The organism is Acinetobacter sp. AS167 (assembly GCF_037152175.1).
Classification (GTDB): Bacteria; Pseudomonadota; Gammaproteobacteria; order Pseudomonadales; family Moraxellaceae; genus Acinetobacter.
In genome coordinates this window covers 1-13,596 of record NZ_JBBCMP010000003.1, presented here as the reverse complement: position 1 = coordinate 13,596, position 13,596 = coordinate 1, and the positions used below count along the sequence as shown (strand labels likewise).

Below are 13,596 nucleotides of genomic sequence, written 5' to 3'. Positions count from 1 at the left end.
TAAAAGATGCAAGGCATAGATTTACATACTCACAGTAATATTTCTGATGGAACTCTGACTCCAGAGTTATTGGTTCAAGCTGCCATCGAGAAAAGCATACATACACTTGCATTGACGGACCACGATAGCATGGATGGCTTAATACAAGCTGAACAATTTGCAAAAAATCAACCAATTCAAATCATTTCAGGTGTGGAAATCTCTAGTCAATGGTCTAGACCTGAGACTAAAAAAAGTTATGGTGTGCATATTGTTGCACTCAATATGCAAAATCCTGAACCATTACAACAGCTTTTAATGCAACAGAAGAAAATTCGTGCTGAGCGAGCCAAGCAAATCTGTGATTTGTTAATTCCTTTGATTCATCAGGATATTTATGCAGAAGTTGTGGCAAAGGTGGATGGTGAACCTGATCGGATTACTCGGACGCATATTGCCAAAACCCTTGTAGAAAAGGGTTTTGTTCAGCGCGCACAGCAGGCATTTGATAAATACATTAAGGAAGGTAAAAAAGCCTATGTAAAATTTGATGGTTTAGGTTTGGCAGAAACCATTCAGGTGATTCATGAAAGTCAAGGTTTTGCAGTATTGGCACACCCAACACGTTATGATTTATCAGCAACAAATACCCGTTATTTAATTGAAATCTTTGCACAATATGGTGGTGATGCTGTTGAGCTTCCACCAGCAATGGAACCTGCTTCAACACGACAAATGGTTGATCGAATGATTGCTGAACACGGTTTAAAAGTGTCTGTGGGGAGTGATTTCCATGGTGACAATATGCCTTGGATTAAATTAGGCAATATTCCACGTGTCAAAGAAGGGCAAGTTGGGATTTGGGAGAGTTTCAGATAATACACCTTGATGATGTATTCAAATACTTAGATTTTGAATGAGATCTGTTTTTGAAAGACATCTCATTTGAATGAAACAAAAAATCCCTCTAGAGCAGAGGGATTTGGGGTCGATTATAAAATCAGCTTTCTTTAACAGTATAAGGGTTTTCAAAGCCTAGTTTTTTCAAGATTTCAATTTCGAGTGCTTCCATTTCTTCAGCATCATCATCAGAAGTTTCATGGTCATAACCCATTAAATGTAAGGTGCCATGAACCAGCATATGAGTGAAATGCTCAATAGGTGTCTTTTGTTGTTCAATCGACTCTTGTAAAACCACGGGTATGCAAATGACTAAATCACCGATGGGTAATGCATCAAGCATGGGTAGAACTTCTTCAGGAATCTCACTTGGAAAAGACAATACATTGGTGGGTTTGTCTTTTTCACGATATTCAAAATTTAATTTGTGACTTTCATCTTCATCAACACAAGCAATTCCAATTTCACAATCTTGGTCTACATCAATATGACGTAGTGTTGTTTCAATGACTTTTTTTACATAGACACGTTTGAGCACCAATTCTGGTGCTTCAAACGCTTGTTGTAACGATAAGCTAAGTTTCAAAAACAGTCCTTAAACATTTTCTTGATTTGCAGCAGTATGTTCTTCATGTTGAGCATCTGCGGCAGAATCATTTTCAGAAATTAAGGCTTCTTGACGTGCTTTACGTTCTGCACGAGCTTCAGCACTTAAACGGTATTGTTCACTGTCCCATCCTTCATAAGCTTCTACAATTTTTTGTACCAGCTGGTGACGAACGACATCTCGGGAATGGAAGCGAGTGATGTGAATTTCTTTGATCTTTTCGATGATACGCAATGCGTGAGCAAGACCCGATTGTTGCCCGCGTGGTAAATCGACTTGTGTAATATCCCCAGTGATCACTGCACGAGAACCAAAACCTAAACGGGTCAAAAACATCTTCATCTGTTCAGGGGTGGTGTTTTGTGCTTCATCGAGAATTACAAAGGAGTGATTTAATGTACGACCACGCATATAAGCAAGTGGTGCAACTTCAATCACTTGGCGCTCAATCAGTTTTGCAACTTTTTCGAAGCCCAGCATTTCATACAATGCATCATAAAGCGGGCGTAGATATGGGTCGATCTTTTGGCTTAAATCGCCCGGCAAGAAACCGAGTTTTTCCCCAGCTTCAACAGCAGGGCGAACCAAAAGGATACGTTGAATTTCATTACGTTCAAGCATATCTACCGCAGCAGCGACTGCAAGATAGGTTTTACCTGTACCTGCAGGGCCGATTCCAAAAGAAATATCGCTTTGTAGAATACGTTGTACATAACGTTTTTGATTGGCACCACGAGGGTTGATTCGACCTTTACGCGTTTGCAACCAGACATCATCTAAACCGGTATGCTCATTGTCTGAAAGGTCGTCTTGTAACTCACGGTCAGTTTGGCTGCCTTGAATCATCAAATGAATCGTATCAGCACTGATTTGCTGAGAGAGTTCAGCTTCTGCATGCAAACGCTGCAATAAACCTTCAGCTCTCTCAACGGCTTCTAAATCACCATCGATATAGAAGTTATCGTTGCGATGAGAAATGTTGACATTTAAACGTTGTTCGATTTGTTTCAGATGACCGTTATAAGCACCTAACATGCTTTTTAAACGTTCAACTGAAATACCTGGAAAAGCTACTGTACGTCGAATCGCTGCAGTCAAGAGATATCCTTTTTAAAGTAAAGTCTATACCCTTACATTACGCCACGTCAGGCTCAAGATTCAAGAGTTCTCCATAAACTAAATTTAGGGTCTTAATCTCTGTAACCTCAATCTCTGCAAAGCGTCCGACCCAAGAGGCGTCACCTACAAATGTTACTAAACGTGTATTGTCAGCTGTACCGACCAATAAATTTGGATCTTTATTAGAAACATTTTCAACCAGCACACGTTGAATGGTGCCTAACATCGCATCGGTTTTACGAATACTTGATTGCTTAATCCAGTGTTGAACTTTGGCTAAACGTTCTTTCTTGACTGCATCAGAGGTGTCATCAGGTAATTCAGACGCTGGTGTGCCAGGACGTTTTGAATAAACAAAACTATAAGAATGATCAAAGTCTAAATCTTGGATAAACTGATAGGTTTCTTCAAAATGTGCATCAGTTTCACCGGGGAAGCCGATAATAAAATCTGAAGATAAATGCATATCTGGACGAGCTTTACGCAGTTTGGCAATTTTTTCGATATAGACATCAATGGTGTGGTTACGCTTCATCGCTTGTAACACATCATTTGAGCCACTTTGTACTGGTAAATGCAGATGTGAAACCATTTGTGGTAGGTCACGGTAGCATTGAATCAAATCTTCATTAAATTCGAGCGGATGTGATGTTGTATAACGTAAACGACCGATTCCTGGAATCTCTGCAACCAAACGTAATAAATCTGCAAAGGTACAAATTTCACCTTCAAAAGTTTCACCACGATAGCCGTTTACATTTTGTCCTAAAAGGCTGATTTCGCGAACGCCTTTTTCAGCTAAACCGGCGATTTCTGCCAAGACATCATCCAAAGGACGAGAAACTTCTTCACCACGAGTATAAGGAACCACACAGAAAGAACAGTATTTCGAGCAACCTTCCATGATTGAAACAAACGCTTTGTAACCTTCAACACGAGGTTCAGGTAAAAAGTCGAATTTTTCAATATCAGGGAATGAAATATCTACAAGTTTAATTTTATCTTTCTTCGGCTTTTCAATTTGCTCAACATGCTGATCCAGCATTTGTGGTAAACGGTGCAATGTTTGAGGGCCAAAAACCATATCGACATACGGTGCACGTTTTTGAATGTTGTCGCCTTCTTGAGAAGCAACACATCCACCAACACCGATGACGAGATCAGGATTTTTTTCTTTTAATTTGCGCCAGCGACCCAACTCAGAAAATACTTTTTCTTGGGCTTTTTCTCGAATTGAGCAGGTATTCATTAACAGGATATCTGCGTCACTTGGATCTTTGGTTAAAATATAACCGTGTGAGTCGCCTAAAAGATCTGCCATACGATGACTGTCATACTCATTCATCTGACACCCTTGCGTTTCGATATACAGTTTTTTTACTGCACCGTCGGCTGGGGTGTGCTGTGGCTGGGTTACAGTGTTTTCTGAGGCAGCTTTGGCACCATTGGGAATGAAGGTTTGAACCGTCATGGAGGCGTCTTTCCTATGAATAAAGGGAGTTTTGAATGTGTACTAAGCCTGCTATTTTAACAGACTCATAAAAGGCGCGCCATTTTATAGTATTTAGAGTGAACTCAGGAAAATATTTAGCGTCTATTGCCATTTATTGAATTGTAGGGCATTGAAAATGAAAATTATGAAGAAAAAATAGAGAACAATATTAATGATGAATCATAAGGTTACATAACACAACAGTAGAAATGGATTAGAATAATTAAACTAGGCACAAATAAGTGCATCAGTATGTTAAAGGCACATCATGCAGGTTGAGAGAAAAACGGTGTTAAAGCAGCAACTTAAGCAAAATAAATTAAAACTTTACCTTTTAGGAACAGTTGCATGTACAAGCCTGCAAGTGGCTCATGCTGCTGAAGAGCAGTTTAATGATGCTTTACGTAATGCAAATAATCCAAGCGCTTTAGAACAATACCGTTCTTCAATGCAAAATGATGCTTTGGGCTATTATCCTGAGTATTGGTCACTGAATTCAAATCTCGCTTTTCAACCTTCTGCAAATATCATTAGCTTTGCGCAACGTTATCCTCAATCGGCGATGGCGGAAAAGTTAGCTGCGGATTATGTCGAAGAAAAGGTTAAACAAGCAGATTACGCCAGTGCGCAGCCTGTATTGCAATATGTCTCTAATCCAGATCAAGCAGAACGTTGTGCTGTTGCTCAAGTTCGTGCGAAAACTGGTGACGTTTTGGTCTATGCTGAATTTAAAGATGTTTGGTTGGCAACCAATTCTCAACCTGAATCATGCAATGGTTTAGGCCGCATGATGCTTAGCAGCCCACTCATGACTGCTCAAGATCGTCAACAACGATTATATGCACAACTGAGAGCAGGGCAGTCTGGTCTAGCTATCGCTACCGCACAAACGATTGGGGTTAATTTATCATTAACCCAATTGAACCAAATCCAAGCCAATCCATTAAATTATTTATGGTCTGCACCAAAAAACAATGTAGAAGATTATGCTTATTTGGTTTATGCACTGGGTCGTGCAGCAGATACGGATTTAACCAGCGCTTTGCAGTCAGTACCTAAGTTGGTTCAGGGTGTACCAGCGGATGTACAAAAATATATTTATCGTACTGTCGGTTATATCGGCGGAACGACCGTTATGAAAAATAATTTTAATCGTGAAGTACTGCAAAATTTTGATGCAAGCTATGGTGTGCCATTCAGTGCAGAAGAAGCAGAAGTTTACGCACGACAAGCCATTCGATTTGGGGCTTGGGAAAGTGTAATTCGTGCAATAGACAGTATGAGTGTGACACAAAAGCAAGAAGACCGTTGGCAATATTGGTTGGCACGTGCTTCAGAACAACGCAATGATGCACAATCTAAAAGAACCGCCAAAGATATCTATCAACGATTGGCAATGTCGGGTGATGATTATCATAATTTGCTTGCCAAAGATCATTTGGGGCAAAAATATAATGATAGCCCTGCCAGAGAACAGCCTTCAACTGATGATCAGCAACGCTTAAATAGTGATATTCATTTCCGTCGTGCATTTACTTTGCGAAATATTAATGCGCCTGCAACATATACCAATAGGGAATGGAACTGGGCGGTACGTCAGGCATACTTAAAACATGATGATGGGCTGCTGCTTGCTGCCGCAAAACGTGCAACTGATATGGGTTGGTATGATCGTGCAATTTACGCAGCAGAACGTACTGAGAAAAAACATAACTATGTTTATCGTTATGCCACACCTCATCAGTCGTTGGTGGTAAGTCATAGCCGTAATGCGGGTATTGATCCAGCTTGGGCCTATGGTTTAATGCGCCAAGAAAGTCGTTTTGTGACTGCTGCTCGCTCACATGTTGGTGCAGGTGGTTTGATGCAAATCATGCCAGGCACTGCAAAGTTGGTGGCAAAACAAATGGGTGAAACTTATAATCCTGCTGCACTCAGTGATGCCAATACCAATATTCGCTATGGTACTTTCTATCTGTCCATGATTCATGGTCAATTAAGCAGTAACCCTGTCTTGGCAACAGCAGGATATAATGCTGGGCCAAATCGTGCGAAACGTTGGCAGCCAGATTATCAAAATCTTTCAGCTGATCAATATACGGAATCTATTCCTCTGAATGAAACACGTGACTATGTAAAAAATGTGATGACCAATGCAGCACATTATGGAATATTGTTGGGACAAGGGCCTCAAGCGATTGAAAGTCGTATGCCTGTTATTCCAACCCGTGTTTCACAATAAAACTATTTAGACTTGGATGAAACTTTGTTGGTAAATCAATGATTTTCAAAATTTTGCGTAAATTGAAAGAATTTTGCTTAGCATGGACCTTATGCTTTGTGGGATTTTTTGGGCTCAATATGCAGTTACATGCTGCACCGCAATTACAAGGCTATGTCATGCAAGTCCAGATGACACCTGCTGTATGTGCATTAGATTCCTCTAAACAAAAACAACGCAAATGTCTCGAAGGTTATTCATTAACAATCACAGGTTTATTGCCTGAAACGACAGAGCGGAATTGCACCACCAATACATCTGCAAGTTTAACGCCTCTACAAGCCAAGGTCGTTGCACGGGTAATGCCTGAGGAAAATGCGCGTATTCAATTGTGGCGTAGTGTGGGTGGCTGTGTTCCAATGAACGCGAGTCAATATTTTAGAACAGTGATTAATTTAGCAGATCGTTTGAAGATTCCTACAGATTTAACCAGCTCTGAAAATAAGAATGTACAACATAATGCGTTAAAAACTCAATTCGTTAGATTAAACCCGGGAATGAATAACGATAGTATCCGTTTTACTTGTCAAAGTTCATCATCAAACCCTGTATTAACCGAGGTTCAAGTGTGTTATCGGGTCAATGGTCAGTATAAACAATGTTCAAATCACATTGTTTCAAACTGCCCAAATACATTCTCAATCAAAGGGACTTATTAATTCTTCTGAGGTATTTTATTTATATTTCCTATCATACTTTTGTTGAAAAGCATTCTCTTTTACATGCAACTGTTAAAGGATTGGAGTACAATCTTTGCCGTTTATGATAATTCGATTAAAACGGATTTAACCGTTTAATCACATTAACGATCCTCATTGGAGATAATTACATGAAGCAACCTGTTCGCGTTGCCGTTACTGGCGCAGCTGGTCAAATCGGTTACAGCTTATTATTCCGTATCGCTAGCGGTGAAATGCTTGGTAAAGACCAACCCGTTATTTTGCAATTGTTAGAAGTTCCATTTGAGAAAGCTCAAGCTGCGCTTAAAGGCGTAATGATGGAATTAGATGACTGTGCTTTCCCATTATTGGCTGGCATGATCGGTACTGATGATCCAAAAGTTGCATTTAAAGATGCTGACTACGCGTTATTGGTTGGTTCACGTCCACGCGGTCCTGGTATGGAGCGTGCTGACTTGTTAAAAGTGAACGGTGAAATCTTCATTGGTCAAGGTCAAGCACTTAACGAAGTTGCGAGCCGTGACGTTAAAGTACTTGTTGTAGGTAACCCTGCAAATACAAATGCTTATATCGCAATGAAATCTGCTCCTGATCTTCCAGCGAAGAACTTCACAGCAATGTTACGTCTTGACCATAACCGTGCATTGACTCAAATTGCTCAAAAAGCAGGTGTTGCTGTAGCGGATATCAAAAATCTTACAGTTTGGGGTAACCACTCTCCAACAATGTATGCGGACTACCGTTTTGCAACTGCAAATGGCGTAAGCTTAAAAGACAAAATCAACGATGCTGATTGGAACGCAAATGTATTCCTTCCAACTGTTGGTAAACGTGGTGCTGCAATCATTGAAGCGCGTGGTCTTTCTTCAGCTGCTTCAGCTGCAAATGCTGCGATCGACCATATGCGTGATTGGGCGCTTGGCACCAATGGCGAGTGGGTAACAATGGGTATTCCTTCTGATGGATCTTATGGAATTCCTGAAGGTGTGATGTACGGTGTTCCTGTGATTTGTGAAAATGGCGAATACACACGTGTTGAAGGCTTAGAAATTGATGCATTCAGCCGTGAACGTATGGACAAAACACTTCAAGAGCTTGAAGAAGAGCGCGCAGCTATTGCTGATATGCTTAAATAATTAAAACTTAATCTTTTAAAGATTAAATTTGAAAAAGCACTCTATTTAGGGTGCTTTTTTTAGATTCAAGTCAAACATTCTGAGAATCGATAATTTAACTTAAGCCAACTTTTGTTTGTTTTTTAATCACAAATTGAAACAAGAAAAATAAAATCTAGACTATCTTTTAAAATTATTTTCTTATAAGTTAATTGAATAAAACATGACAAATAAATTTATATAAGGAGGCAATATGATCAGGACGAACACACCATCCTTAGAATTACTATTTTCTCAACTTGGTTTGGCAAATAGTCCAGCAGCAATTGAGCTATATGTACGCACTCATCAATTGCCAGCAAATCTTTCATTACATGAAGCGCCATTTTGGAATAGATCTCAGCGTGACTTGTTAATTAGTCATTTGGTACAAGATGATGATTGGGCGATTTGGATTGATGAGTTAAACCAACAATTGCATCTAGATGCGTATAAGTTAACAGCTTAATGATTTAGTTTTCCCTAGAGCAACAAAAAGATGGCCAAATGGCCATCTTTTCTATTTCGCATCGATCAAATTAGTATTGATCAAAATCAATAAAAAATAGTGTCATTTTGAATGGGCATAATACTGCTGATCAATGCAATTTAGACTGAATCATTTGACTAAACCATGTCTCATTGCGAACAGGTCTAAATGCAGTATGTTGTTGCAGTAATGTTAAATCAAAATCAGTAGTCTTGATATATTTACTCAGCCAGTGACGAGTCAATGCAAATTCATTTTTACTCACAGATGCATAAGCCAACATAAAGTAAATATCAGCATGATGATGTTGCGCCAGTGGTTTTAATATCTGCTGAGTAATCAATGCATAACGTGATTCTTTAGTCAATTCAAAGTAAATCATATAGGCTTTGGCCAAATGCAAAGAAAGCTGAATGTACACTGACATTGGCATTTCTTCATATTCAAATCGTGCAGTTTCAAGCAACACAATTGCTTCTTGCAAAAAATGGATTTGTTCCTGCTTTGAATGACTTTTAGTGACCAGCTGTAAGCGTAAGTCCCCACGTTCAAGTGCAAGTTCAGGTGTATTGCCTGACAAATACAATTGATCTGTTTCCCCAATACGCGAGATGATTTGTTTTGTATTATCAAACATGTGCTGAATCCTCTGAATTTATGAAGAGTATTATGAGGCCTATTTCAATAATTTAAAGCTTGGCGCATAGAGATACAGCATTGCAAATTCGAAAACTGAGTATATTACAACACTGTATTGTCACTTCTTAGCCATGCGGTAATTGATAATCGCTGATGTTTGGCTTCTAGCACTTCATGTAATAAATCACTTTGGAACATAGCAATACGATTAGGCTGGGGTTCTATAATATGCCACACATTATTTTTATCCTGTAAGTGTAACTTTCCACCCCAGTCATCCTGCCATTCTTGGTGTAAATAATACACCGTAGAAATCATACGGCCATTTTTACCTTGTGGATTATCACGATGAAGTGCATAGAATTCCCCAGCGTTATAGCAGGCAAAATGTGCTTCTACATCCTGAATGCCTAAATAAAATGAGTAGTTTAAAATTTGCGAGAGTTGTTTAAGTGCATCAATATGTTGTTGTGCGATCGTAAGCTCTTCATTGATCCACAAGATATGGTCGCTGCGAATATTGCTGATCACACCATTTTGAATTGCTGCTTCACGAAAGCGATTTAAATTTGAAGTACATTCTGCAACCAGTTCAAGTCCGTATTCAGCGGAGTAAGCATTATCAATGATGGTAAATCCATGTTGATCTAAATCATCAAGAATTTGATCAACATTCCATGACTTTGGGAGTAGCAGGGCTTCCATAAATTACCAAAAAATAGTGCAATAAAGATATGTTGTTATATTAGAACAAACGATGGACAGTGAAGAAATATTTTTTCGTGTTAAAATGATTATTGAACTCAGGAATTAATCGAAACATGAATTACCGTCACCATTTCCATGCAGGCAACTTTGCCGATGTCATGAAACATGTGTTATTGCTGCAACTTTTGACACGTCTAAATACTAAAGACAAACCATATCGCTATATAGATACACATGGTGGTGCAGGTAAATATGATTTATCTACTTCTGAAGCACAAAAATCAGGAGAATTCTTAACCGGTATTCATCGTCTGGTTAAGCTTGATGAGTCGATTAAACGTAATGCGCCTGAAGGTGTAAAACAATATCTTAAAATTGTTGAAGATATGCGTGCAGGTTCAGGTAAAGGTGCTTATCCAGGTTCACCTTGGTTTGCGCTTGAAGGCATGCGTGATATTGATAAAGCGACTATTTTTGAAATGCAGCGTGATGTGTTTCAACAATTGTATTTTAATATTCGTGATAAACGCGCGGGTTTACATGAGCGTGATGCTTATGAAGGCCTTTTGGGGGTTATTCCACCCAAAGAAAAACGTGGTTTGGTGATGATCGATCCACCTTATGAATTAGAACGTAAGGACTTTCCGCAACTGGTCGAGTTGATTGCCACTGCACATAAAAAATGGCCAACAGGTGTATTTGCAATTTGGTATCCAATTAAAGACCGTGCCATGATTGATCGTTTTGAAAAGAAAATGATGAAAACAGGGATTCGCCGTCAGTTGGTCTGTGAAGTTTGTGTTTGGCCAGATGACACACCAGTTGGGTTGAATGGTTGTGGTTTGTTGGTGATTAACCCACCTTGGAAATTCTCTAACGATGCTGATGAGGCATTGCAATGGTTGTTCCCACATTTACGTATGAGTGAAAATGGTGGACATGCTGCTGTTCGCTGGTTAGTGGGTGAATGATCCATTCGATTGGATATCAACAGAAACATGAACGATGGTGTGAATTACAAATTAAGACGAAATAAATTGAGTAATTCACATCAATTTCACTTAAAAATGAATGTGATAAAATATTTAAGTGAGATATCAACAGCTCTATCAGAGCCATAGATAGGATTCAAAAAATGACAAATATAAATAAACCAGAAAGCCCAAACTCTTCTAATCAAGACCATGGATTTGATGGCATTACTTTTGAAGTGGAAGAAGAAGAGCATACCCATGAAGGGCAGAAGGTCAAACGTCGCGGAATCTATTTGTGGCCAAACCTGATTACAACTTCTGCGTTGTTATCTGGCTTTTATTCGATTATTGCTAGTATGAATGGTGACTTCACTCAAGCTGTTTATGCAATATTCCTTGCAGCACTATTTGATGGTTTGGATGGTCGTGTTGCTCGTGCAATTGGTGCACAAAGTGCTTTTGGTGAACAATTCGATTCACTTTCAGATTTGTTGGCATTTGGTGTTGCCCCTGCGATTTTAATGTATAGCTGGAGTTTGCATGATCTAGGGCGGATCGGCTTGGCTGCTTGTTTTGTTTATACCGCATGTGCTGCATTTCGTTTAGCACGCTTTAATGTACAAATTGGTGTGGTCGATAAGCGTTATTTCATTGGTGTCGCAAGCCCATTAGCAGCGATTATTATTATTGCATGGGTATGGGTTGGACAAGATTTTACCTATATTTTTGATTTAAAAGATGTTGCGATTCAAGCGACCAATGCATTTGTTATCATTGCAGTAGGTTTGTTGATGATTTCAAATATCAAATATTATTCTTTTAAAACTGTAGACCGCAAACGTGTTCCATTCTTTGTATTGCCTATAGCAGTTTTTATCCTTGCAGCAATCACTTATAATATTCCTGTAGGGATTTTAGTCATTTCGATTATCTATGCGATTTCTGGTTTTGTGACAACATTCTTAGCGAGAAAGAATACTGTTGAATAAAGTGTAAAAAGATAAAAGGGTAAGGGGGCTTGATATGCGGTTGTTTCAAGATTTCTTAGATCAGTCTAAACAGCTGAATCAAGCTCAAACGCCTATAGAACTTTGCTGTCATCCCCCTCAAGACAGATATAAAATTATTCATCAAAAATTAGTGCTTGCCGATCTACCTGCACCATTGCATTACCTCAATTTTTTTAGTTTGATTGGACAGCCCAATAGTCCTGTTTTTTGCAATAACAATGAAATCTCGACAACTGCTTTAGATACAGCAACCCTGCTGGTCAGCTCTAGCCCTCATATGGTGGGGCAGCTAAGCTCATACTCAATTCAGCATGAATGCCAATTTCACACCGATGAAAATTGCAATGTAACCTATGCGTTTGGTCAAAAAGAAAAAGTGTTTGGAAAAGTTCCTCATTTTACTTTTCAAAGACTAGATGACGAATTGAGTGTGAATTTAAGTATTACGACATTGCCTTTAATTTCTCATTTTATTCATTTGAAATTTGGATTTGCGCAGCACTGGTCTTTGGTTGCGCACTGTAAAGGGACAATTCAATACAAAGATCAAAATTATGAAATTGAACAAAATGCTGTTTTTGAATATATGAAAACAGTAAATTTCCCTTATCTACCTTATGCACTATATACATATCAATTGATTCAAGTGAATGATGAATTACAGATTATTTTTATGCATAGTCGTGATCAGATGAATAATATTTTACATTCACGTATCTATATTCGAAATATTCAAAACAATGAAACAAAAATGCTTGATCGACAGGTCTGTTTCAATATTCACCGTGTGTTCCCTAAAGTCACAACAGTAAATCATCAGGAGATGTATTTACCACGCGAGTTCGAATGGCAATATCAAGATGAAAATACCAAAATTGATATTCAAGCACAAAGTCGTGGGGATTATAAATTTGGTTTAGCCGCTGGTTATGTTGGAAGTTTTTTTTATCAACTACATCTCAATGACGAATATTATCAAGGTGAGAGTGGTTACTGTGAATATATAGATTGTCGTCCTTTAAAATGGCAGGAAATAGACAAAGACAATAAGTTATCAAACAAATCGAGCAATCCAGTGCTGATAATGCTTAAAAAATAGCTCAAAAAACAAAAAAAAGATCAATTTAGAATAATAAATAAGCAAGTGATAGAAAAAATGAAAAATAATTAAAAAAAGGGGTTGTGTTGGGAATGGAATGCTGTAGAATGCACATCCATCGGCGGTGATGTTAAATAAAACTTCTGATAAATCAGGCACTTGATTAAGTTGTTAAGATTTCGAATTGAGATTTTAAGATGAGGTTAGAGTTGGGTTTGTTAGAAAAAATAATTAACATTATAGATTGACTTTTTAGAGATAGAGAGTAGTATAGCCGACCTAGCTTGATGCTGACGAAGCATTGAGAAGATCATTAAGAGAATATGAAGAACAACTTGTGTGGATTTTTACTGATTGATTGATCGAAATATTATCATTGATTGATTGGTTTAAATTACTCGAAGTTTATTTGAGAGAATTTGTCAGTACATTGATGAGCCAGAATTGTGACCTTAAGTCACTAA

General features: G+C 38.5%; 13 protein-coding genes. 8 read left to right on the top strand and 5 right to left on the bottom strand.

From position 1 onward, the window contains the following. Positions 1-6: 6 nt before the first annotated feature. On the top strand, positions 7-858 hold the full coding sequence (locus WFN33_RS06405) for a PHP domain-containing protein (RefSeq protein WP_336952149.1): 852 nt from the start codon (positions 7-9) through the stop codon (positions 856-858). A gap of 121 nt (positions 859-979) precedes the next feature. Here the strand turns inward: WFN33_RS06405 and ybeY are convergent, their stop codons facing one another. Genes ybeY through miaB form a run of 3 tightly spaced genes read right to left on the bottom strand, consistent with a single transcriptional unit; the run spans position 980 to position 4,076 of the window. Next, positions 980-1,465, bottom strand: a complete 486-nt coding sequence (gene ybeY, locus WFN33_RS06400; RefSeq protein WP_004818840.1) for an rRNA maturation RNase YbeY — start codon at positions 1,463-1,465, stop codon at positions 980-982. A 9-nt stretch (positions 1,466-1,474) separates the two neighbouring features. Continuing rightward, positions 1,475-2,584, bottom strand: a complete 1,110-nt coding sequence (locus tag WFN33_RS06395) for a PhoH family protein (RefSeq protein WP_004717967.1) — start codon at positions 2,582-2,584, stop codon at positions 1,475-1,477. Between the two features lie 37 nt (positions 2,585-2,621). Beyond that, positions 2,622-4,076, bottom strand: coding sequence for a tRNA (N6-isopentenyl adenosine(37)-C2)-methylthiotransferase MiaB (gene miaB / locus WFN33_RS06390; RefSeq protein ID WP_004717965.1), 1,455 nt, complete (start codon positions 4,074-4,076; stop codon positions 2,622-2,624). A gap of 289 nt (positions 4,077-4,365) precedes the next feature. Between miaB and WFN33_RS06385 the strand changes: the two genes are divergently transcribed. From WFN33_RS06385 to WFN33_RS06370, 4 genes are all read left to right on the top strand, one after another. Then, positions 4,366-6,339, top strand: coding sequence for a lytic transglycosylase domain-containing protein (locus WFN33_RS06385; RefSeq protein ID WP_151801732.1), 1,974 nt, complete (start codon positions 4,366-4,368; stop codon positions 6,337-6,339). 38 nt (positions 6,340-6,377) lie between these two features. Further along, entirely contained in the window at positions 6,378-7,037 is a 660-nt protein-coding gene (locus WFN33_RS06380) for a ribonuclease T2 family protein (protein WP_419358893.1), read from the top strand. Positions 7,038-7,207: 170 nt separating this feature from the next. Then, positions 7,208-8,194: a malate dehydrogenase gene (locus WFN33_RS06375; protein ID WP_004717959.1), complete on the top strand. Its 987-nt coding sequence runs from the start codon at positions 7,208-7,210 to the stop codon at positions 8,192-8,194. A 232-nt stretch (positions 8,195-8,426) separates the two neighbouring features. Beyond that, positions 8,427-8,681 (top strand): DUF2789 family protein, encoded by a 255-nt coding sequence (locus tag WFN33_RS06370; RefSeq protein ID WP_336952148.1) that lies wholly within the window; start codon positions 8,427-8,429, stop codon positions 8,679-8,681. 130 nt (positions 8,682-8,811) lie between these two features. On the opposite strand, the gene WFN33_RS06365 is transcribed toward WFN33_RS06370, so the two are convergent. Together WFN33_RS06365 and WFN33_RS06360 are read right to left on the bottom strand one after the other, a co-directional pair. After that, positions 8,812-9,339 (bottom strand): hypothetical protein, encoded by a 528-nt coding sequence (locus WFN33_RS06365; RefSeq protein ID WP_336952147.1) that lies wholly within the window; start codon positions 9,337-9,339, stop codon positions 8,812-8,814. Positions 9,340-9,443: 104 nt separating this feature from the next. Next, a complete protein-coding gene (locus WFN33_RS06360; RefSeq protein WP_336952146.1) occupies positions 9,444-10,046 on the bottom strand; it encodes a 2OG-Fe(II) oxygenase in 603 nt (200 codons plus the stop codon). 116 nt (positions 10,047-10,162) lie between these two features. Here WFN33_RS06360 and WFN33_RS06355 point away from each other — a divergent pair, with 116 nt between their 5' ends. From WFN33_RS06355 to WFN33_RS06345, 3 genes are all read left to right on the top strand, one after another. Further along, a complete protein-coding gene (locus WFN33_RS06355; protein ID WP_004717951.1) occupies positions 10,163-11,020 on the top strand; it encodes a 23S rRNA (adenine(2030)-N(6))-methyltransferase RlmJ in 858 nt (285 codons plus the stop codon). Positions 11,021-11,184: 164 nt separating this feature from the next. Next, positions 11,185-12,012, top strand: a complete 828-nt coding sequence (gene pssA / locus WFN33_RS06350) for a CDP-diacylglycerol--serine O-phosphatidyltransferase (protein WP_004717950.1) — start codon at positions 11,185-11,187, stop codon at positions 12,010-12,012. 34 nt (positions 12,013-12,046) lie between these two features. After that, complete coding sequence (locus WFN33_RS06345; protein ID WP_336952144.1) at positions 12,047-13,132, top strand: DUF6670 family protein; 1,086 nt, start codon at positions 12,047-12,049, stop codon at positions 13,130-13,132. Positions 13,133-13,596: the final 464 nt, after the last annotated feature.